Raw genomic sequence first — 23537 nt, forward strand, 5'->3', positions numbered from 1 at the left:
AGTCCTATTCCATTAAGACGAAAGTTTGTCTTTTAGCATCACTTCAAGTTTACCTTGGTCGATGGCAAAATTACGGATCCCTTCAGCAAGTTTTTCAACCGCCATAGGGTCTTCGTTAAACTCCCAACGGAATTGTGCTTCTGTCATTGCTGCTTCAGGTGCAACAACTTCAGTTGCAGGTAATAGCTTTTGAACAATAGGCGTATTGCTATTTTGTAGCTCTTCAAGAAGTGCAGGGCCAATCGTTAGACGGTCACAACCTGCAAGTTCAATGATCTCACCAGTGTTACGGAAGCTTGCGCCCATAACGACAGTGTTAAAGCCATGACGTTTGTAGTAGTTGTAAATGCCAGTAACAGAAACAACACCTGGATCTTCAGTCGCTGAATACTCAAGGCCAGTATCTTTCTTATACCAATCTAGAATACGTCCTACGAAAGGAGAGATCAGGTATACACCTGCTTCAGCACATGCACGTGCTTGAGCAAAGCTAAATAGCAAGGTTAGGTTACAGTTGATGCCTTCTTGTTCTAACTGCTTAGCTGCGCAAATACCTTCCCAAGTAGATGCGAGCTTGATTAGGATACGAGACTTATCGATACCAGCTTCTTGGTAAAGCTTGATAAGCTTGTGCGCTTTAGCAATAGAGCCTGCTTGGTCAAATGAAAGGCGTGCATCAACTTCTGTAGAAATACGGCCCGGAACAATTTTTAAGATCTCTAAACCGATATTTACTGCAAGCTTGTCCCCAGCATCTTCAATTTGCTGTGCAAGAACATCACTTTGACTTTTAGCCCAAGTGATAGCATTTTCGATTAGTGCACTGTATTCCGGAATTTCGGATGCTTTTAAAATGAGAGACGGGTTAGTCGTTGCGTCTTCTGGCTGGTAACGTTTTATGGCTTCAATATCACCAGTATCGGCAACAATGGTAGTGAAAGGTTTAAGTTGTTCTAATGTGTTGGCCATGCGTATTACATCCTTACTCTATGAACAGCATCGTTTGGACAATTAATTTACCAGCTATTAAAAGCCATTTTAATGAACATTCCAACTATATATGAAAAAAAATTACACAAAAGTTGCTAAAAATCATTTAAACGGTCTTTTTTGGTAATCTAAGTACGAGATTTTGCTAAGAATTGGTGTTGATTATCAGTTTAACCAAGAAGTATAGCTTTTTTATGCTGATTCAAAATTAAAAAAGCTCACGGTTGTGATAACCGTGAGCTTTGCTTGTATATCGTACAGCTTATTTAAGAACTGGTGTTTTCTCTGTTCCAGTTACATGCGCTTCGATGCGGCGGTTAACGCGGTTTGCTTCTGCTGAGCTGCCTTCAATTAACGGCTGAGTGATACCAAAGCCTTTAGAAGTCACTTTTGCAGGGGCAACACCATACTGATTAATTAAAATATCAGCAACTGAAGCAGCACGGCGCTCTGAAAGCTTCATGTTGTAAGCTGGGCTACCAGTATTAGAAGCGTGACCTGAAATCAACACTTCTGCATTAGGGTGTTGATTGATAAAGTCTGCTAACGTTTCAATGTCGCCAAGAGATGAAGGTTCAACTTTTGCCGAGTTATTTTTAAAGTTAGCTTCTAAGTCAAAGGTGTACTCAGTTTCTTCATAAATCGTACAGCCATAGTTATCAACTTGATGAGTTGATGGCGTATTTGGACATTGGTCCATATCGTCATTAACACCATCGTTGTCGGAGTCGGCAACTATGATTGGTGCAACAACAGGAGCAGGTTTTGCTTTGCTGCCGAAGCGGTAGCTAAGTTCTAGACCCCAGTAGTTACTTTCCATTTCAAGTGTTTTCCACTTGTCCTCGTCGAGGTTTTCATAGCGACGATATTTAGCTTGGATCTTTAGGTTATCGGTAATATTGTAACCAATACCTGCACCAAAGTATGGCGCTACACCATTGTCACTGTAGTATTCTGAACCCCATTGCTTGTTGTTAGAGATAACGTAGTTAAAAGCACCAGCCTCTGCTGACAAGCTCCAGTTGCCAGCAAAAGGCCAAAATGCCACAAGGCCAAGGTTCATACCTTTAGCACCTACATCATTTAGTTTGTTTGAATAGTCGACCCATTCTGCACGGCCTAGGTCACGATAACCAACCTCTGCACCGAAATAGTCGTTAAATAAGTAACCTGCAAATACGTCCCATGCATATGGATCATCTTCACCACAAGTCTTCATGGTTTTCTGATCGCAATTAGGCTCGTAATTATTGATGCCGACACCGCCACCTACATACCAGGGGCTCATGCCGTCAGCTGCGGTTGCAGCAAAAGGTAACATTGAAGTAAGCAGAACTGCTTTTAGTGTATTGTTCATCATTCGAAATCCTTATGTTTTATTTATAAAACGCCTCCGTCTGTTAGAAATTATTCTAAACAGGGCCAGCACTTATTACGGAGCTCCTTTATATTTTAGCTAGCTGACACTATTATCTGTTGCAAATGTAATATTTTCCACTTTAATTGTGATTTATTGTGTAAGTTAAAGGTTGTAAAAAGGGCGCTTTATAATAAAAGCGCCCTTTTTTTAGCTTAAATTACGCCAAAATGGCGTTTTGATTAGCGTGTCCAAACCCAGTTTTCGATGCTCTCAGGATCTACACCGTTAGCTTTAATGTAGTTTCTGTGATCGACTAAGCGTTGCAACATATCTGTTGTAATGGCGACATGTTGAGTCTCATCAATAACACTTTGTTGGAACAGCTTATAGGCCATATCGATAACGAGGTGGTAGCGAGAGGTACCGTTACGTACACCCATATCAAATGGAGTCGTAGTTGACCCTTCTTCTTCATAACCCTTAATTCTGAAACGCTTACTGCCTTTATAATCAAACACAAGTTTCTTAATGGTGTTTGGATAGCCGTGATAGTTAAAGACCACGCCTTTATCGGCGGTAAAGATTTCATCCATTAGCCAAGGCTTGTTCTGGAATTCTAAACTACCTAAACCGCTGCTGGTTAATTCAGTTACGCTGACAAAACGAATGCGTACGCGTGGTAATAATTCACGAATAAGCACAAGCGCAGCCATTGCCTCTTGGGTAACGTAGTCACCACAGCCCACTAGAACGACATCTGGATTTTCGTCTGATGCAAAATCCCAAACCATGACACCATCTTTTGCCTGCTGACGAGCTTCATCAAGCGTTAACCATTGAGGTAGGTCTTTTTTACCTGCAACCAGAATGTTTAGCTTGTCGCGATCAGCATAAGCACGCTCGGTATAAACAAGTGTACTGTTACCATCTGCTGGTAAATAAGCAGAGATAATCTTTGGATGTTTCTCAAGCATAGCGCCTAAGAAAGATGGATTCTGATGTGAGTAACCGTTGTGATCCTGGCGCTCAAGTAGTGATGATAATACAACGTTACATGCTGGCACTGGTTTGCGGAAATGCACACCTTGGCTGGCATAAACATATTTACAGTATTGGTCAGCCATTGATGATACAACTTGAGAAAACGCCTCATATGTCGGGAACATTGCGTGACGACCTGTTACTGTGTAGCCGTGGAGCATACCGAACAACAAGTTCTCTGATAGCAGCTCTATTACACGGCCGTCGCGACTCATGTCCTCATCCCAGCTTTCAATTGGCCATTGCCATGCACGGCTGGTTTCTTCAAACACAGCTTGTAGTTGGTTTGAGTAGGTTTCGTCAGGACAGAAGATACGTAAATTACGTTGGTCGCGATTGAGTTTAAATGCATCCCGCATCCACTCGCCCATCTTAAACATAGATAAGCCGCGCTGGCCACGTGGGGTTTCTGCTCCGTAGGCTAGCTTTTCTAAATCAGGGTTTGTTAAGGCACGAACGACTTCGCCACCGTAGCTTAAGTGCTGACGACCACAAGTGAGCTCTTTAGGTGGAAGTAGGCTTTGAATATCTTCATCAAAGATTAGTTCGCCTTTATCATTAATTTGATAAAGCTCATGGAACTTGTAACTCGCAAGCCAAGTATTAAGGGCGTCTAAGTGCGCTTTATCTTTAGCACACTTATTAACAATAACTTGGTGTGATTCGCAGTTACCTTCAAGTTTCTTACCGTCAAATTCGGCAGTACCAGTCCAACCTTTTGCTGTACGCATTAAAATCACAGGCCAACGTGGTTTTACGATATCTTCACCTGCACGAGCGCGAGTTTGAATATCGTTAATCATTGCATAAGAGGTGTCCATGGCGGCAGCCATCTGCACGTATACGTCCTCTTCTAACTGATCATCGACAATGATTGGGTGATAACCTAAACCTCTAAACTCTAAATCGAGCTCTTCATGACTCATACGGCCCATACGAGTCGGACCTGAAATTTTATAGCCATTGATATGAACGATTGGTAGCACGGCGCCATTGTTTTTAGGAGACACTAGACGGTTAGCGTACCAAGAAGCAGCAAGTGGGCCCGTTTCTGACTCACCATCACCGATTAGGCAGGCAGCAATTAAATCTGGATTATCTAATACTGCTCCCCAAGCAACGGATAATGAGTAACCAAGTTCGCCGCCTTCAAGAATCTGCCCTGGAGCTTCAGGGTTAGCATGCGATGGATAGCCATAGGCTGCAGAGAACTTTTGACAAATATCGGTAATACCGACTTCATTATATGGAATGGTTTCGGGGTAAAAGTGGCTCAATGAGCCTTCCATAAATAAGTTAGCTTGTACTGCTGGGAATCCGTGGCCAGGGCCAACGAGATAAACAAATGAACGATTGTGTTTAGTGATAAGTCTGTTGACGTTTGCATAAACAAAGTTGATACCAGGGCAGGTTCCCCAGTGTCCAAGCAGCCTTGGTTTGATATCGCTGTGTTCAAGTGCGCGTTTATGCAACACGTTTTGCTTTAAATAAATTTGTGAAGTCGCCAGAAAGTTAGTTGCTCTCACAAATTTCTTCAGTGCGACAATTTCTTGTTGATGTGCCATAAATAACCCCATTTACGTAATCATAAAGTTAAACAAATTTCATATTAGTCACTATATTTGTAATTTTATTACAAAAACGTGGGCTATCTCTGATTTTTTGAAAGCTTTTTGTACAATTAAATGTTGGTCGTTTGCGTGTGGTTGTTATGTTAATTTGGTTAAGTTTTTTAACTGCCTATAAAGATCGATGTGATGCGGTTGTCAGGTAAATGAGAAACTGTGATCTATATCGCTCGGGGTTGAAGCAATGCTATGCTATTTTGCTGCGCGGATTACAGCAGGCGTGATGTAGCTTTTCCACGTTTAAGATAATTTGAAAATAAAATCTGCTGTTATTTAAATACTTTATGAAGGACAAACACAGGGTGAACCTAATCCAGCGAAACATTCGCTAGATTATGTTTGTCATGGGGATTGAAATTATATGATAGAAACAACCGTTAACTTTCTCAATGCACTGCTTTGGGGAAAATTATTAGTATACGGACTGGTTGGTGCCGGGCTGTACTTTACCATTCGATTGGCATTTATCCAGCTTACTCACTTTAAGCATTCTGGCGAAATTATGCTTAAAAGTCGCCAAGGTGAAAGCAAAGGTGGCTTATCATCTTTCCAAGTATTTTGTACCAGTATGGCGGCTCGTGTCGGTGCGGGTAACATGGCGGGTGTTGCTGTAGCGATTGGCGCTGCAGGTCCTGGTGCTGTATTTTGGATGTGGCTGATTGCGGTACTAGGTATGGCAACGGCTATGGTTGAGTCGACACTAGCTCAGGTTTACAAAGTACGTGACGAAGATGGTCAGTACCGCGGCGGCCCATCTTACTACATGGAAAAAGGTCTTGGTCAGCGTTGGATGGGGATTTTGTTCTCAATTTTCCTGATTATTGCCTTTGGTCTAGTGTTCAACGCAGTGCAGGCAAACACCATTACTGGCGCAATGACCCAAGTGTTTGGCTTTGACCCAATGTATGTGGGGATTGCCATCGTTATTCTTAGTGCATTTGTGATTATGGGTGGCTTACGCAAAGTAGCTAAAGTCTCTGAGATTGTTGTACCTGTGATGGCTATCGCTTACATCTTAATTGCATTTGTTGTGGTTGCGATGAACATTGAGAAGCTTCCTGACGTATTTATGTTAGTGATTAAGAGTGCGTTTGGTTTACAAGAAGCGGTTGCTGGTGGCGTGGCTTATACCATTGCTCAGGCTATGCAAGCTGGTATTGCACGTGGTCTATTCTCTAACGAAGCGGGTATGGGTAGTGCAGCCAACGTAGCAGCGAGTGCTTCACCAAACCCGAATCACCCTGCATCGCAGGGCTTTGTACAAATGATGGGGGTATTTGTTGATACTATCGTTATCTGTACAGCTACAGCCGCGATTATTTTGTTAGCAGGCGATATGGGCTCAAGTGGTGACGGGATCAAACTGACTATTGATGCACTAAGCCAGCACGTGGGTACTTGGGGCGGTGGTTTTATCGCTTTAGCTATCTTACTGTTTTGCTTTACCTCGATTATTGCTAACTACTCTTACGCAGAAACTAACGTCATTTTCTTATCTGGTAACAGCAAGAAAGCGCTACCTATCTTCAGAGTATGTGTTCTGGGTATGGTGATGTTTGGTGCTGTAGCTAAGATTAGTCTAGTTTGGAATTTAGCTGATGTGTCTATGGGCCTAATGGCCACGGTTAACATCATTGCTTTGTTATTACTATCTGGCTTGGCTATTCGAGTGATTAACGATTATCGCCAGCAGCTTAAAAGTGGTAAAACGCCAACGTTTGATGCGAGTAAATTCCCTGAGCTTTCAAACTTAGAAGGTGATATCTGGACAAGCAAAACAGTTGCTGAAGAAATTAAAGCGCAAGAAGTTGCTCATGACGCCCGTACTTAATCTATAAGCGTTATTAGCTCAATCTAAAAAACCACGCTGTTAAAGCGTGGTTTTTTTGTTTTTGATCAGTATGATTGTCTTAATTAAATAATATTTTTGAAAGGACTTGGCTATGCTGATTCTTGTTTCTCCTGCAAAAACGTTAGATTTTGAAAATCCACCCGGCACCGAGCTGTATTCAATGCCTACATTGCTGGATCAAAGTGAACAGCTTATAGAAGTTTGCCGCAAACTGACGCCAACAGATATTGCTACTTTGATGAAGGTCAGCGATAAAATTGCGGGTTTAAACGTGGCTAGATTTAGCTCGTGGCAAAAAGACTTTACGCCAGAAAATGCCAAACAGGCCGTATTTGCTTTTCGTGGTGATGTATATACAGGGCTTGATGCTGATACGTTATCAGAGGTGAGCCTGCAGAAGGCGCAAAAACAGTTAAGAATTCTCTCAGGGCTTTATGGTTTACTAAAGCCATTAGATTTAATGCAGGCCTATCGGTTAGAGATGGGGACGCGTTTAGCTAATGAACGTGGTACTAATCTCTATCAGTTCTGGGGCGATGTCATTACTGATGAGCTAAACCAAACGACTGCTGAGCAGGGTTGTGAGTTTATTGTCAACTTAGCTTCTAATGAATACTTTAAAGCGGTTAAACCTAAAAAACTCAACGCAAGCTTGATTACGCCAGTGTTTAAAGATTGCAAGAATGGCCAATACAAAGTGATTAGCTTCTTTGCTAAAAAAGCCCGTGGCATGATGGTGCGTTATATTCTCGATAATAACGTTGAGTCTCTTGAGAGACTTACTGAGTTCAATACTGCAGGCTATTACTATAGCGAGAAAGACTCTACAGCTAATGAGCCAGTGTTTTTACGTGAAGAACAATAAGTATTAGCTAATGCACACAGTTAAAAGCAGCCTAATGGCTGCTTTTTTGTTTTAACGATTGGTTATTATTTAGCAACGATTGGGCGCAATTCAATATTTGACTGCGCCATCAAATAAGCAAATTGCGCATAAGCGGCAACATTTTGCTGCAACGCAGCAGGTTCAATTTTGTCTAAGGTGTCATTCGGTGTGTGGTGGTAATCAAAATAATCGCTGCCATCTTGCCTTAAAGATGCGACTGGAACGCCCATTGAAGGAAGCATTGATACGTCAGGGCCGCCTGAGGCCTTGTTATTCCCCATAACGACTCCGTTTGTAATCATAGGCTGGCTTAACTTTGTAAGCTCTTCATAGCCTTGCTGACTGGCTCTAAAGTCAATTTGATATATACGCCCGGCACCAAAATCAGATTCTGCTGCAATATAATGTTGAGAAAGTTCAGCTTGGTGAGCTTTAGCATAGGTTTTGCCGCCGATCAGACCAACTTCTTCAGCAGCATACAATACAACTCTAACTGTCCTTGCCGGTTTTACTGGCAAGTCCTGAATGAGTTTGCCTGCCGCGGTAACAATTGCGACACCTGCGCCATCATCAATTGCCCCAGTACCTTCGTCCCAAGAGTCTAAATGCGCGCTAATCAACACAATTTCATCAGGCTTTGTCGAACCTGTAACTTCAGCTATAACATTGTATGAGGTAGCAAAGCCTTGGTTTTCAGCTGACAGTTGCAGTTTTATTTTGATATTTTTGCTGCGCTTAAGCATGGCATTGATTAAATCTGCATCTGGGTTAGACATAGCTGCAGCCGGAATTTTGTTTACGCCTTCTTGATAACGCATCATACCCGTGTGTGCCATACGGTCATGATCTGTGCCAATCGAACGGATCATTATCGCTACGGCGCCTTTTTGTGCCGCTGCAATGGCTCCTTTAGAGCGACCACCAACACTTTTACCATAACCTTTACCCGTTTTATGTCGTTCAGTTACATGGTCGATAAATACAATTTTACCGTGAACATCGGCTGACGAAGCCTGTTGTAACTCTGTTAAGCTATTAAATCGGATTATATTGGCTTCAATACCCTCTTTAGGGGTTGAAATACTACCACCTAGTGCAGTGATAACTAATGGTTGGGCATAAGGCGAGGTAATTGACGCCTTTGCTTCACCACGATGCCAAACAGGGACTTGTACCGCTTCTTTATAAACCTTATCGAAACCCAAATTGTTGAGTTTATTTTCAGCCCATTCTACAGCGATTAAATCTTGTTCGCTTCCAGCAAGTCTAGGGCCTACCTCAACAGTTAATGATTCAACCAGCTCATATGCCAGAGTCGAATTTAGTGCTTTTTGTTGTAATTTTGCACTTATAGCCCTGTCTGGGTTGTTAATATCAGTATGCAGGCAACCAGTTAAGCCAAGGAAAATGACGCCATAAAGCATATTGAGATAGTTGTTTTTCATAAGTTTCCTTTGTTTTTATTACGTATATCCCATTTTTAAAAACAATCTAGCAAAAAGTGTGCTTTATGTCCCGACTATATCTGTAAGGCAACGCTATATTAGAGCGTCGGTTTGTTTTAGGAGAAATGGCTCGTAATGAATATAGAACTAATGCAACAACGAGCAGATCATGCCGTTGTGTTGTTAAAAGCGTTGGCCAACGAACGTCGTCTGTTTATTTTGTGTTACCTTCTTAATGAAGGTGAGATGTGTGTTGGTGAAATGAATAAGAAGTTGGGGTTAAGTCAGTCTGCTCTGTCTCAGCACTTAGCTTGGTTGCGTAAAGATAATTTAGTTGAAACCCGCAAAGAAGCTCAAACGGTTTATTATTCGTTAAAGAGTGAAGAAGTTGCTGAAATCATTAAGTTACTCAATAACATTTATTGCGATAGCTTAAAAACGGTTGCTTAGTGAACGCTAAGTAAAATAAAGCCAGTTGTTAGTTTTTACTACGGCTGGTTTTTATTGATTGTATAAGCGCTACAAAATAGATGATTAATGGAGAGGCATGTCCTCTCTATTTTTTTGCCTAAAATTTACTAATATAGAATATGTAGAGCAATGAAGGGGGGCGGGCGTGGTAAATTGTAGATATAAAAAAACCGGCCGAGGCCGGTTTTTATCTTTACTTTAAAACTAAAAATTAAGCAGCGATTGCTTTGATTTTAGCGTTTAAGCGTGACTTATAACGAGCAGCCTTATTCTTGTGAATAAGACCTTTAGTCGCCATACGGTCAACAATTGGTTGTGCTACTGCGAAAGCAGCTGTAGCTGACGCGTGGTCACCTGCATTGATTGCAGCGATTACTTTTTTAACGTAAGTACGTAGCATTGAGCTACGGCTAGCGTTGTGCTGGCGACGCTTTTCAGATTGAAGCGCGCGCTTCTTTGCAGACTTGCTATTAGCCAAGGTGCAACTCCTAAAACTGGGATTGGTATTTTTAAGGTCGAGGAATATGCCCTATTTATGTCACTTTGTCAATGACAATGATTGAATCAATTTGATTAACTCAAAATAATCCAACCAGCTTGGCTATCTTCAACCTAACTCGTGTAATATGTGGCGCAATTCTAGCAGGTATTACCAAGAGACAATAGGGCTAATACCGATTTTTACGTGATATTGCCAAAGTAATTTAGCTCCGAAACAGGAGCAGGGGGCGTTTTGAGCAAGAAGTTAGTAAAGTCAGGCATCATTGTGAGTGCCATGACGTTGATTTCCCGTGTTTTAGGTTTAGTGCGAGATGTCGTGATCGCGAACCTTATGGGAGCGGGGAGCAGTGCGGACGTATTTTTCTTTGCCAATAAAATTCCCAACTTTTTAAGACGACTATTTGCTGAAGGCGCTTTTGCCCAAGCATTTGTGCCTGTTTTAACGGAGTATCAAGAGAAAAACACTCGTGCAGAGGTTAATGAGTTAATTGGTAAGGTTGCTGGCACCTTAGGTATTTTGGTGAGTATTGTAACTTTGATCGGTGTAATCGCATCACCGGTATTAACGGCATTATTTGGTGGCGGCTGGTTTCTTGCTTGGCTTAATGATGAGCCTAATGGTGAGAAGTTTGAGCTTGCCTCGTTAATGTTAAAAATTACCTTCCCGTATTTGTGGTTTATTACGTTTACTGCGTTAGCTGGTTCGATTCTTAATACTCGTGGCCGCTTTGCAGTATCTGCGTTTACACCGGTATTTTTGAACATTGCCATTATTAGTGCGGCTATTTTTCTTGCTCCTAATATGCAGCAGCCAGAAATTGGTTTAGCTTGCGGCGTATTTTTAGGTGGCTTGATCCAGTTTTTGTTTCAAATCCCTTTCCTTATGCAAGAAAAGGCACTGGTTAAACCTAGCTGGGGTTGGAATCATCCTGGAGTAACGAAAATTCGAACCCTCATGATCCCCGCGTTGTTTGGCGTATCTGTATCACAAATTAACTTGTTACTTGATACTTTTATAGCCAGCTTTTTAATGACGGGCTCGATTAGTTGGCTGTATTACTCTGACCGTTTACTTGAATTTCCGTTGGGCTTATTTGGAATTGCAATTGCCACCGTGATTTTGCCTGCTTTATCTAAAAGGCATGTAAATGCTGAAAGTGGCGAGTTTGCAAAAACCATGGACTGGGGGGTAAAAGCGATTGTGTTGCTTGGATTACCGGCAATGTGTGGCTTGATCATTTTAGCCAAACCTATGTTAATGGTACTTTTTATGCGCGGTGCATTTAGCTATCAAGATGTTGAAATGGCATCTTACAGTTTAATGGCATACGGTAGTGGCTTACTCAGCTTTATGATGATTAAAATCTTGGCACCGGGTTATTACTCAAGACAAGACACCAAAACACCTGTGCGCTACGGTATCATCGCCATGGTCAGCAACATGGTATTCAACCTGATATTTGCGATTCCATTTGGTTATGTTGGACTTGCTATTGCGACGTCAATGTCAGCGTTGTTAAACGCATTTTTACTGTATCGTGGTTTGCATAAAGCTAATGTATATAAGTTTAATAAAGCGACGCTTATGTTTTTTGTAAAAGCGGCTTTAGCCGCAAGTATAATGGTGTTGGTGTTATTCAAATTTGACCCCACCACAGCTCAATGGCTTGATCTATCCTTTATAGAGCGAAGCTATACGTTAGTTAAATTGATTGTATTTGCAGCAGTCGCGTATTTTATTTGCTTAGTTTTACTAGGAATTCGCCCTTGGAAGATGAAAGCTGCAGTTTGAGTGCTGATTATGAAGGCTAGCTGGTATATAATCCGCCCATTTACTCTCATGTGTCGTGTAAGATAATGGAATTAATCCGCGGTATACATAATATTTTGCCGAAACATCATGGTTGCGTATTAACAATAGGCAACTTTGATGGTGTTCACCGTGGTCATGCGGAAGTGATTAGTCGCTTAGTAGCAAAGGCTGAACATTTAGGTTTGCCTGCGGCAGTGATGACATTTGAACCGCAGCCACAAGAGTTGTTTCAAGGCGAAGATGCGCCAGCAAGATTGAGCTTGCTGCGTGATAAAATCGTTTTACTTGATGAGTTAAAAATAGACCGTTTGTTGTGTGTTAACTTTAATAAGAAGTTTGCCAACTACAGTGCCGAAGAGTTTATCGAGCAATTGCTGGTTAAAGCGTTAGGCGTAAAGTATTTAGTTGTCGGTGATGACTTTTGTTTTGGTAAGCAACGTCAAGGTAACTTCGACATGCTGCGTAAAGCCGGTGAAAAGCATGGTTTTGCAGTAGTCAGCACACAAAGTTTTATTTTGGGCGATAAGCGCGTTAGTTCAACAGAAATTAGGCAGTTGCTAGCAAAAGGTAATTTAGAACAAGCTAGACGTTTGCTTGGTCACCCATTTACCTTAAGTGGCAAGGTTGCTCATGGCGAAAAAATTGGCAGAACAATAGGTTTTCCTACTGCAAATATTGCCTTAAAGCGTAAAGTAACACCTGTTAGAGGTGTGTTTGCGGTGAAGTTGTATTGGGACAATAGTGATATCTATGAAGGTGTTGCTAATGTTGGCTTTAGACCCACTGTTAATGGGCAAGTATGTCAGTTAGAAGTCCATTTGTTTGATTTTGATGGCGACCTATACGGTAAGGCTGTTGAAGTTGAGTTAGTGGCAAAGATTAGAGACGAGCAGCCATTCGGATCGTTAGATGCGCTGAAAAAACAAATTAAAGATGATGCCAATAGAGCGAAAGCACTACTTGGTAGCGATGCAGGCTGAACAGCTTAGCGAACAAAACGGTAAAGGATCAATGAGCGACTATAAATCTACTTTGAATTTGCCGGAAACAGAGTTTCCGATGCGTGGTAATTTGGCTAATCGTGAGCCAGAGATGTTAAAATCTTGGACCGAAAACGGACTGTATCAACAGATCCGTGAAAGCCGTAAAGATGCTAAACCGTTTATTTTGCATGATGGTCCTCCATATGCGAACGGTGACATTCATATTGGCCACTCAGTAAACAAAATTCTTAAAGATATTATTATTAAGTCAAAGACCATGTCTGGTTTTGACGCGCCATACATTCCTGGGTGGGACTGTCATGGTCTGCCTATTGAGCTTAAAGTTGAGCAAAAAGTAGGTAAGCCGGGTCATAAAGTAACGGCTGCTGAGTTCCGTCAAAAGTGTCGTGAGTACGCGGCTAAGCAAGTTGATGGCCAGCGTGATGACTTTATCCGTTTAGGCGTATTTGCTGATTGGCAAAATCCATACCTAACCATGGATTACAGCACTGAAGCTAATATTGTGCGTTCACTGTCTAAAGTGATTGATAGCGGCCATCTGCACAAAGGTGTTAAGCCTGTGCATTGGTGTACAGATTGTGGTTCTGCTCTGGCTGAAGCTGAAGTTGAATATGAAGACAAGATGTCTCCAGCAATCGATGTTGCTTTCTCTGTTGTCGATAAACCTGCTTTGCTAGCAAAGTTTGGTTTAAGCGATTACGCACATAACATTTCAATGGTTATTTGGACTACAACACCTTGGACTCTACCTGCTAACCGTGCGTTGGCTGTAGGTGCTAATGTTGAGTACACCTTAGTTGAAATGGTTAAAGAGGGCCAGGCGCAAGCACTAGTGCTAGCAACTGACCTATATGAGTCATGTGTTGAGCGTTTTGGTGCAGAGTCACACACTGTACTTGGCACTGCCGCAGGTAGCGATTTAGAACTACTGCGTTTTAACCACCCATTCTATGATTTTGATGTACCAGTTATTTTAGGCGATCACGTGACTGTCGATTCTGGTACTGGTGTGGTTCATACCGCTCCTGGTCACGGTCAAGATGATTTCGTGGTTGGTCAAAAGTATGGCCTAGAAGTGGCTAACCCAGTAGGGGACAACGGTGTTTATAAAGCAGATACAGAAATCTTTGCAGGTTTGCATGTATTTAAAGCTAATAAGAATGTTGTTGAGCTATTAGAAGAGAAAGGCGCACTACTTAATCACGTACAGATTAAGCACAGCTACCCACATTGCTGGCGCCACAAGACACCAATTATCTTCCGTGCAACGCCGCAGTGGTTCATCTCTATGGATCAAAAAGGTTTACGTCAGCAAGCACTAGGTGAAATTGAGCAAACTCAATGGATCCCAGATTGGGGTCAAAGCCGCATTGAGAAGATGGTAGAAAACCGTCCTGACTGGTGTATTTCACGTCAACGTACTTGGGGCGTACCTATCACCTTATTTGTACATCGTGAAACAGAAGAGTTACACCCAGACAGCGTGTCTTTGATGGAGCGCGTAGCTGCTCGTATCGAACAACAAGGCATTCAAGCTTGGTGGGATCTAGATGCATCTGAGCTATTAGGTGATGAAGCTGACCAGTACCGTAAAGTGACTGACACATTAGACGTTTGGTATGACTCAGGTTCTACTTTCTCGTCAGTGGTTGCTGCACGTCCAGAATTTAATGGTCACCCAATTGATTTGTACCTAGAAGGCAGCGATCAACACCGTGGTTGGTTTATGTCATCGCTGATGATTTCGACTGCGATGAACGGTAAAGCACCTTACAAGCAAGTATTGACTCACGGTTTCACCGTTGATGGTCAAGGCCGTAAGATGTCTAAATCTGTGGGTAACGTTATTGCTCCGCAACATGTGACTAATAAGTTAGGTGCTGACATTTTACGTCTATGGGTTGCTGCAACAGACTACAGCGGTGAGATGACAGTTTCTGATCAGATCTTAAATCGCAGTGCAGACGCATACCGCCGTATTCGTAATACAGCTCGTTTTTTACTTGCTAACATCAATGGCTTTAACCCAGAAACTGATATGGTTGCAGTTGAAGACATGGTTGCATTGGATCGTTGGGTTGTTCGCCGCGCTGCAGCATTGCAACAAGAGCTATTAGAAGCGTATGACCAGTACAACTTCCACTTAGTGACACAGAAGCTAATGCAGTTCTGCTCTGTAGAACTTGGTAGCTTCTACTTAGATATCATCAAAGATAGACAGTACACAGCAAAAGAAGATAGCAATGCGCGTCGTAGCTGTCAGTCGGCACTGTATCTTATCTCTGAAGCTATGGTGCGTTGGATTGCACCAATCCTAAGCTTTACAGCAGATGAAATCTGGAAGCTTCTTCCTGGTGAGCGCGGTGAATATGTATTTACCGAAACTTGGTATGAAGGACTTAAGTCGGTGACATTAGAGTCAGACCTAAGTGATGAGTACTGGGATCAATTACTTTCCGTTCGTGCAGAAGTGAACAAAGTGATTGAAAACGCACGCCGTGAAAAGCAAGTCGGTGGCTCACTAGAAGCTGAAGTGACACTGTATGCTGACGAAGCTTTGCAAGCAGCACTTGAGAATTTAGGTGATGAATTACGCTTTGTGTTGCTAACGTCTAAGACTGAAGTTGTTGCGCTAGCATCTGCACCATCTGATGCAATCGAGACTGAACTTGCTTCATTGAAGTTAAGTTTGAAGAAGTCTGAAGCTGAGAAGTGTGAGCGTTGCTGGCACCATAGAGAAGATGTTGGCGCAGTTGTCGAGCATCCAACACTATGTACTCGCTGCGTAACAAACATTGAAGGCGATGGCGAAACTCGCCAGTTTGCTTAATCATGCAATAGCAACGGCTCTTTTATAGGGCCGTTGTTTTTTTGTCTGTTAATTCTGTATTGTTTATCAACACCGTTAAATTATGCGAGTAGATGCTATCTATGGAAAAGGAACATTTAATGCCAACTAACTGGAAAGACAGTGGTCTGCGTTGGTATTGGGTCGTTGTGTTGGTATTTCTTGCCGACCAGATATCTAAGCAATGGGTATTATCAAACTTTGAGTTATACGAATCGATTCAGTTATTACCGGTTTTCAACTTTACCTATGTGCGCAACTACGGCGCTGCATTTAGCTTTTTAAGTGATGCAGGTGGCTGGCAACGCTGGTTGTTTACCTTTGTTGCCGTAGGGTTTAGTGTGCTACTTTCGGTTTGGCTACGTCAGCAACCCAGTAAGATGTGGCGATTGAACTTAGCCTACACTTTAGTTATCGGTGGTGCATTAGGTAATCTTATCGACCGTTTACAGCATGGATATGTTGTCGACTTTTTACATTTCTATTGGAATACCAGCCATTTCCCTGCATTTAATATTGCCGACTCTGCTATTTGCGTGGGTGCCGCGCTTATCATTTTAGACTCATTTTTTGCGGGGAAAGATGATAAAAAAGCAAAGGCTGTAAAGGAGTAACTTACGTGTCAGAAATGCATTCAATTTTATGTCATATGAATATCGTGCTAGAAGATGGTTCAACTGCAGAAAGCACACGTTCTAGCGGTAAACCTGCAAGGTTTAATGTGGGCGATGAAAGCTTAAGCCCAGCATTTGAAGCTGAAATTATTAACCTTAAAGAAGGTGATAAACATAGCTTTACATTACAAGCTGCTGATACTTTTGGCGAGTCAAATCCAGATGCTGTACATCATATGGATAAGAGCCGCTTTCCAGCAGATATGACGCTTGAACCTGGTGTTATTGTGAGTTTTGCAGGCCCCGGTGGCAGTGAAATCCCCGGCATGGTAAGAGATGTTGTTGGTGATTCTGTGACAATTGACTTGAATCATCCTTTGGCAGGGCAAGTGCTTACTTTTGAACTTGAAGTGGTACAGGTACTTTAATTATGAATATCCTTCTGGCAAATCCACGTGGTTTTTGTGCTGGCGTTGACCGGGCCATTAGCATTGTGGAACGCGCTTTAGAGCTGTTCTCTCCACCCATTTATGTTCGCCACGAAGTGGTACATAACCGTTACGTGGTGCAAAACTTAAAAGATCGTGGTGCGGTGTTTGTTGAAGAACTTGATCAAGTGCCTGATAACAGTATTGTTATCTTTAGTGCTCACGGTGTATCACAAGCGGTGCGTAAAGAGGCTAAAACCCGTGGGCTTAAAGTATTTGATGCGACATGTCCATTAGTCACTAAAGTTCATCTGCAGGTGACTCGTGCTAGCCGTAAAGGTATTGAATGTATCTTGATAGGTCACGCTGGACATCCAGAAGTTGAAGGCACTATGGGTCAGTACGATAACCCTGAAGCAGGGGTTCACTTGGTTGAATCGCCGGAAGATGTGGCAAACCTTGTGGTTAAAGATCCTGATAACTTGTGTTTTGTTACCCAAACGACTTTGTCTATGGACGATACTGCAGACGTAATCGCCTCTTTACAAAAGAAGTACCCTTCAATTGAAGGCCCTCGTAAAGATGATATCTGCTACGCGACGCAGAACCGTCAAGATGCGGTGCGTAACGTTGCCGAAGATGTCGACTTGTTTATTGTCGTGGGTTCGCAAAATAGCTCTAACTCTAATCGTTTGCGCGAATTGGCGCAGAAGAAAGGCACAAAGTCTTTCTTGGTTGATAATGCCGATGATGTGGATTCAGCTTGGTTTGATGGTGTTCAGCGTGTTGCGGTTACTGCTGGGGCTTCAGCTCCTGAGGTACTGGTTAAACAAGTCGTTGATGCGATAGCTAAGATGGCACCAAGTGTCGTGACTGAAGTTGAAGGACAACTTGAGGATACTGTTTTTGCAGTACCCGCTGAACTTCGATAAAACTACAAATAATTTACGATAAAAAAAGAGGCTTTTGCCTCTTTTTTTTTGCTTAAAATTCAGTTGCTTTCACCAGAAACCACCAAACATCTGCATTACATTTTTCTATCATTAGACTGCTAACGCATTAACATGTATGCTAGGCGTTGCTAGATAAGTACCAGATTTAAAAAGATAAAAGACTATCTATCGCGTCAATAAAGTGACTAAAGTGGAGAGGTTGACAGTATGGGAACTAGGGAAAACGGGTTTTCCTTAATAGAAGTATTAGTCGCACTAGTGATCTTAGTGGTTGGATTAGTTGGAGTATTTAATCTTCACCTTGTATCCAAACGCGGCAGTTTTGAGTCTTTTCAGCAGACTCAAGCTTCTTATTTCGCCCAAGATATTATTAATCGAATGAAGCTTAATCGAACTCAGTTGACAGCATATAGTGGTACTTACAGCGGGTCTTTATTGCAACCGGGAACTTCTTGTGATGTTGCAGCAGGAGTTAATGTTGTTTGCACTGTTAATCAAACGCGTCAGTGGGATCTTTTTCAGTGGGAACAGCATATGGCTGGTAGTGCTGAAGTCAATAGTCACTCCCAGAATGTGGGAGGGATTGATGCCCCTACAGCCTGTATTCGAGCTCAAGCTAGCGGCGAAGTTACAGTGGTTATTACATGGCGTGGGATCCGTAAAATGTCTGATGCTGCAGCAAGCAATACTGATACTTTTGTCAGTGGTTGCGGCACGGCTAGTGATAGGCGTCGTGCATACAGTGTTAATACTGTCATTATCTAAGGTCGTGTAATGAAACAATTACAACTTACCCAAACAGGCTTGTCCTTAGTTGAGTTAATGGTAGCTATGGTTGTAGGGCTATTTTTGACTGCAGGTATTTTTTCTATGTTTGTAATGTCCGCAACAAATGTCACGACGACAAGTCAATTTAATCAGCTACAAGAAAATGGTCGAATTGCGCTGTGGTTGATAGAACGTGATGTCAGCCAATTAGGTTTTATGGGCGATCTAACTGGCACTGATTTTGAAGTTGGTACAAATATCGATATTAATGCTACAGCAATCGCAACTGCGAGTGACTGTATTGGCTCTGGTGTTAATAATGCTTCTTTCCCCTCTGCCGTTCCGGCCCACTTTCGTAGGCTTTGGGGTTATGAAAGTGGTGTTTCTAGCACATCGCTCACTTGCCTAACGGGGGTTAAGTCTGCTACCGATGTCTTACAGATTAAACGCTTAGCAGGGCCTGAGGTTGCCGTCCCAAATGATGCTAATCGTTATTATATTGCGGCTAATTCTCAGCGCGGAGTCTTGTTTAGCGGTGATCAGACTGCCCCTGTCATTACCAATGCCCGGTATTGGGAATATTTACATCACGTTTACTACATTGAAGATGATTCAGGAACGCCTGTTCTTAGGCGCAGAGTGTTACGTAATGGTGGAATGAAAACTTCTGGCAGTTACGAGCAGCTTGTCGAGGGCGTTGAGAATATGCGCGTGCTTTATGGTTTTGATAGTAATGGTGACAATAGCGCTGATAGTTATATGCCTGTACAAAATGTAACGGATTTGATGTGGGATAACAGTTTAGCTCAACGTATTGTATCGCTGAGAATATTTATGCTTATCCGTTCAGTAGAAGCCGATAATAGCTATACCAATAATAACACTTATGAGTTAGGTGACAAAACGATAACAGCGCCAGGTGATCATTTCAGGCGTAAAGTGGTATCAACTACATTAGTGCTTGAAAATCCAATCATAGGGGCTAGTTGAGGACGATATATGCATAAAGAACATGGAATGGTGCTATTTCTGTCATTAATCGTTTTGCTTATTATGACCGTTATTGGCGTTGCACTGGCGGTTAATTCTAATCAATCAATGAAGATGGCTGGAGCAGGGGCAGAGCGTGTAGAAGCTATGACGGCAGCCCAAGGTGCTCAAGATAGAGTTATCTCTGTTAATGGTGGCGCTACACTGATAAACCTGGCTAGTACTATGGTGACAAACGATACACAGTTAGGGGTTACTAACACCTTAGAGCCTATAGCCAGTGGCTGTAAGCGTAGAGAAAAAGCCCATGGTGCTTCGATAGGCTGTAATCGTATTAGTGTATCAAGTACTGCAGTTTTTGGTCGAAATGATCTTGGTCAGCTGACAGTTGTTACCGGGATAGAACAAGAATTTACAACGGGGAAATAATGATGCTGCGGATCAAAAAATTACTGTGTGCTACAGCAGCATGTATCGCTATGTTATCTAGCGTCAGTTTCGCTGATGATACGGAGCTATATGTTTTTGAATCAACAGCTCGATCAGGCTCACGGCCTCAGGTTCTGATTATTTTTGATAATTCAGGCAGTATGGGAACCGACGAGTACACTGATACTTTTTACCCTAGAGGCGATGAAAACCTTGGTGGCTCAACAAAATTGTTTTATAGCAAAGGCGCCGGAGTTCCTGATTTATCAAGCCCTAATTATATAAAAAACAAGTTTAATGGTTGTAAGCGTTCAAAAACCTATCTTAAGGATTATGGCTTTTTTACTGGTTTTATACGTGAATATAGTTTTGTCGGTGAGAATGGTACTTGGTCAGAGTTCCCCGACTCGCTCGCTACTACAGTAACACATACTGACTGTTTTGAAGATTTTGAAGATTCAAGCAGTATTAATTATAAAAATGCTAAAGATATTCCAGAGGGGCTTCCGGTTGATAGTCTCGGATCTTCAGCCTCGCCAGAACCCTATACTCTCGCTTCTTCAAGCTCTAGCACGGTAGATAAAGAGGCTGCTTTAAATAAGGCTTTGTTAACTAATTTTGGTATAGGTAAGTCAGTCACATTTTATACTGAAAAGTACGTAACTTGGTATCACAGCAACAAGTCTAAACAGGATATTTCTAGGCTGGAAATTGCTCAAAGAGTTATGGAAGACACTGTCGTCACTACCCCGAGTGTGGATTTTGGTCTAGCGGTGTTTAACTATAACAATGGTAGTAGTGATGATGGTGGGCGGATAATATCAGGCGTTAAACGTCTTAACACGATAGAAAAAAAATCACTAATTAAAACAATTGGTAATTTAAATGCTGAAACATGGACGCCATTGTGTGAAACCTTGTATGAAGCGTACCGATACTTTGGGGGTGCGGCTCCCCACTTTGCTCTAGAAGCGGGCAGTGCTTCACCTGCACGAGATCAAAGCATAGAGAAAAATGGTAAGTATATTTCGCCATTCGTGGGTAGCCAATGTACCGACAGAGCATATGTAGTTTATATCACCGATGGTGCTCCTAGTCGTGATAGTGCGGCCGATACGGCAGTCAGTAAATTGGCTGGCTATGACAAAGATAATAAAGTCAATGGCAGTTCTTTGCCTGCATTAGCAAGTATTATGAATAATAAGGATGTCAATACTTCTGTTGATGGAGATCAGTTTGTAACGACCTTTACTATTGGGTTTAGTGATGGCGCCGCGAGTGCAGAGCCTATTTTAAAGAAAGCGGCTGAATTGGGTGGTGGTAAGTATTTTGCCGCGAGTAATGCTTCTGCGCTGCAAACTGCACTTTCACAAGTTTTTTCTCAAATATTAGAAACTAACGCTAGCTTTACCTCTCCTTCAATTGCGAGCAATAACTTTGATAGAACGCAGACTTTTGATTCAGCCTATTATGCAATGTTTTTGCCCAACAAAGGCGCACGTTGGATGGGGAATATTAAAAAGTTTAAGGTGACTGGAAGTGGCGATATTGTCGATAAGAATGGTGTTTTAGCTATTGATGATGATGGAAATCTTAAATCGTCTGCTTGCTCCTATTGGACTCCTAATGCTGTTTGTGCGGCCACTTCAGGGGGGGGGGATGGCAATGATGTGCGGACAGGTGGTGCGTCGCTTGCTATTAGAGGAACAGATTCAAGAGTGCTGTATGGTAACTTTGGCTCTGGAGGCGCATTAAAGAGCTTTACTAAAGCTAATGCACAGAGTGCTGCTGGCAGTGAGGCATTGCTTGCAGATTTTATGGGAGTCGATAAAACGCAGTTAGCCAGTATGTTTAGTTGGGCAACTGGTGAAGACTCGGATAATGATGACAATGACTCAAGCACCACAGATAAACGCGACGATATATTTGGCGATCCGCTGCATTCCAAGCCTCTAGCAATTAACTTTGGTAGCCAAGGTTCGCCAGACATTCGTGTGTTAGTCGGTACTAACCACGGCTTTTTACATATGCTAAAAGACAAGGGAGATGATGTAGAAGAGTCGTGGGCATTTATGCCCTATGAATTGCTGTCTAATGTTGCAGAGCTAAGAGCTAACGTTCCTACAGGTGTTCACTCTGTGTACGGCTTAGATTCTTCGCCAGTGGCTTATACCGAAGAGAATGCATCGGGTGGCATAACCAAAGCTTGGCTATTTGTCGGAATGCGTCGTGGAGGTAAGTCATATTATGCACTTGATATTACCGATCCTGACTCACCAAGTTTTATGTGGAAAATTGATCCTGACTCAACAGGTATGTCTGAGCTGGGGCAAACTTGGGCTGAACCTGTTGTGACCAAGGTTCCAGGTTGGCCAGTGGGAAACACTGATTTAGCAAGTGCTAAACCTGTTATTATTTTTGGTGCAGGTTATTCTCCGTCAACAAAAGATTCTGCAGCCGTAGGATTAAACGATGCTCAAGGCAGAGGTGTTTTTGTTGTTGATGCTGAAACCGGAACCTTAGTGCATGCATTTGGGCCTAGCAGTGGGGGGAACTCTACCCAACTACCAGGTATTGTTGACAGTGTGCCTAATGCCGTTGCTGTACTTGATTCTGATGGTGATGGGCTAACTGATAGGATCTACGCATCTGATACTGGCGGAAATGTATGGCGAATGGATTTACCATCAGGCTCACCTTCTGACTCTACTAACCCTTGGACCGCATATAAGTTTGCTGATCTTGGTGGTAATACGTTAGCAAGTGATAGGCGCTTCTTTGCCGAACCTGTGATTGCGCAAACGGTATTTACAAATATTGCTGAGGTTAGCGTTACCGTGGGGGGAAATACGAGTACTACAACGACCTACCAAAACGTGCCATATGATGCGGTAACCTTAGGTACCGGTCATCGCCCACACCCAAGTGACTTGGGTCGGGCAGATATGTTTTATGTATTACAAGATCGTAATGTGATTAGCCGTTCATTTGGGGGGATCGGTAACCCCAAACCAGCTCCCTTGCTGATAAGCGACTTGTATGATGTAACAACTGCTGCGCCCGATTCGAAGAGCGAAAATATTAGCTTTGGTGGTAAGCTAGGTTGGTATTATAACTTTGGCGCAGCTGGTGAAAAAAGTTTATCGGCATCATCGATAATTGAAGGTCGGGTATTTTTCACTTCTTATGTACCAGGAGATAACTCATCAGCCAATCAATGTTTAATATCGGGTATGGGACGCCTATATGGCTTCGACTTACACAAAGGCACTCGTTCTTACCAACAAGAATATTTAGAGATTGGTGAGCGAGTACCTGATACGCCACAGTTAGTTATTCCGCCTAACGGCTCTGATGATTCTTATATGTACCTCATTGGGATCGGCAAAGCGGGATCTGACATGTTGAAAGTTCCGGATCCTGACAATACTGCAGATACCTGTGAGCCAGGCGACGAAAAATGTGTCGGCGGTGGGCCAAGTGTCAATCGTATTTATTATCATATTAATGAGTAGA

The 23537-nt window shown here is 42.5% G+C and carries 18 protein-coding genes; 13 read left to right on the forward strand and 5 right to left on the reverse strand.

The features are described from left to right. Positions 1–12 precede the first annotated feature (12 nt). The 3 genes from tal to AB4298_RS08410 form a co-directional block, all read right to left on the reverse strand. Positions 13–969, reverse strand: coding sequence for a transaldolase (gene tal, locus AB4298_RS08400; RefSeq protein ID WP_248997536.1), 957 nt, complete (start codon positions 967–969; stop codon positions 13–15). A gap of 283 nt (positions 970–1252) precedes the next feature. Continuing rightward, positions 1253–2350: an OmpA family protein gene (locus tag AB4298_RS08405; RefSeq protein ID WP_248997535.1), complete on the reverse strand. Its 1098-nt coding sequence runs from the start codon at positions 2348–2350 to the stop codon at positions 1253–1255. A 239-nt stretch (positions 2351–2589) separates the two neighbouring features. Beyond that, entirely contained in the window at positions 2590–4956 is a 2367-nt protein-coding gene (locus tag AB4298_RS08410; RefSeq protein WP_248997534.1) for a phosphoketolase family protein, read from the reverse strand. Between the two features lie 424 nt (positions 4957–5380). On the opposite strand from AB4298_RS08410, the gene AB4298_RS08415 reads away from it, so the two are divergent. Continuing rightward, positions 5381–6850: an alanine/glycine:cation symporter family protein gene (locus AB4298_RS08415; protein ID WP_248997533.1), complete on the forward strand. Its 1470-nt coding sequence runs from the start codon at positions 5381–5383 to the stop codon at positions 6848–6850. A 112-nt stretch (positions 6851–6962) separates the two neighbouring features. Beyond that, positions 6963–7736: a peroxide stress protein YaaA gene (gene yaaA, locus AB4298_RS08420; protein ID WP_248997532.1), complete on the forward strand. Its 774-nt coding sequence runs from the start codon at positions 6963–6965 to the stop codon at positions 7734–7736. A gap of 65 nt (positions 7737–7801) precedes the next feature. Here yaaA and AB4298_RS08425 read toward each other — a convergent pair whose 3' ends face one another. After that, the gene (locus AB4298_RS08425) at positions 7802–9202 is read right to left on the reverse strand and encodes a M28 family metallopeptidase (protein WP_248997531.1); all 1401 of its coding nucleotides are present in this window, start codon (positions 9200–9202) and stop codon (positions 7802–7804) included. 135 nt (positions 9203–9337) lie between these two features. Here AB4298_RS08425 and AB4298_RS08430 point away from each other — a divergent pair, with 135 nt between their 5' ends. Next, the gene (locus tag AB4298_RS08430) at positions 9338–9652 is read left to right on the forward strand and encodes an ArsR/SmtB family transcription factor (RefSeq protein WP_028767516.1); all 315 of its coding nucleotides are present in this window, start codon (positions 9338–9340) and stop codon (positions 9650–9652) included. Between the two features lie 232 nt (positions 9653–9884). Here the strand turns inward: AB4298_RS08430 and rpsT are convergent, their stop codons facing one another. Beyond that, positions 9885–10151, reverse strand: a complete 267-nt coding sequence (gene rpsT / locus AB4298_RS08435) for a 30S ribosomal protein S20 (protein ID WP_248950055.1) — start codon at positions 10149–10151, stop codon at positions 9885–9887. Between the two features lie 255 nt (positions 10152–10406). On the opposite strand from rpsT, the gene murJ reads away from it, so the two are divergent. The 10 genes from murJ (at position 10407) to AB4298_RS08485 (ending at position 23536) form a co-directional block, all read left to right on the forward strand. Next, entirely contained in the window at positions 10407–11966 is a 1560-nt protein-coding gene (gene murJ / locus AB4298_RS08440) for a murein biosynthesis integral membrane protein MurJ (protein WP_371986331.1), read from the forward strand. Between the two features lie 65 nt (positions 11967–12031). Continuing rightward, a complete protein-coding gene (ribF, locus tag AB4298_RS08445) occupies positions 12032–12967 on the forward strand; it encodes a bifunctional riboflavin kinase/FAD synthetase (protein WP_248997529.1) in 936 nt (311 codons plus the stop codon). A 31-nt stretch (positions 12968–12998) separates the two neighbouring features. Next, on the forward strand, positions 12999–15821 hold the full coding sequence (ileS, locus tag AB4298_RS08450) for an isoleucine--tRNA ligase (protein WP_248997528.1): 2823 nt from the start codon (positions 12999–13001) through the stop codon (positions 15819–15821). A gap of 119 nt (positions 15822–15940) precedes the next feature. Continuing rightward, positions 15941–16453, forward strand: coding sequence for a signal peptidase II (gene lspA / locus AB4298_RS08455; protein ID WP_248997527.1), 513 nt, complete (start codon positions 15941–15943; stop codon positions 16451–16453). Between the two features lie 14 nt (positions 16454–16467). After that, positions 16468–16881, forward strand: coding sequence for an FKBP-type peptidyl-prolyl cis-trans isomerase (fkpB, locus tag AB4298_RS08460; RefSeq protein WP_371986410.1), 414 nt, complete (start codon positions 16468–16470; stop codon positions 16879–16881). Positions 16882–16883: 2 nt separating this feature from the next. After that, on the forward strand, positions 16884–17813 hold the full coding sequence (gene ispH, locus AB4298_RS08465; protein WP_248997525.1) for a 4-hydroxy-3-methylbut-2-enyl diphosphate reductase: 930 nt from the start codon (positions 16884–16886) through the stop codon (positions 17811–17813). A gap of 228 nt (positions 17814–18041) precedes the next feature. Further along, a complete protein-coding gene (gene pilV / locus AB4298_RS08470) occupies positions 18042–18599 on the forward strand; it encodes a type IV pilus modification protein PilV (protein WP_248997524.1) in 558 nt (185 codons plus the stop codon). Positions 18600–18608: 9 nt separating this feature from the next. After that, positions 18609–19592 (forward strand): PilW family protein, encoded by a 984-nt coding sequence (locus AB4298_RS08475; RefSeq protein WP_371986332.1) that lies wholly within the window; start codon positions 18609–18611, stop codon positions 19590–19592. Positions 19593–19601: 9 nt separating this feature from the next. Next, positions 19602–20021: a pilus assembly PilX family protein gene (locus AB4298_RS08480; RefSeq protein ID WP_248997522.1), complete on the forward strand. Its 420-nt coding sequence runs from the start codon at positions 19602–19604 to the stop codon at positions 20019–20021. Beyond that, on the forward strand, positions 20021–23536 hold the full coding sequence (locus tag AB4298_RS08485; RefSeq protein WP_371986333.1) for a pilus assembly protein: 3516 nt from the start codon (positions 20021–20023) through the stop codon (positions 23534–23536). Before AB4298_RS08480 ends, AB4298_RS08485 begins: the two co-directional genes overlap by 1 nt. Position 23537 lies beyond the last annotated feature (1 nt).

It is taken from the genome of Shewanella sp. 10N.261.52.F9 (assembly GCF_041471165.1).
Taxonomy (GTDB): domain Bacteria; phylum Pseudomonadota; class Gammaproteobacteria; order Enterobacterales; family Shewanellaceae; genus Shewanella; species Shewanella marinintestina.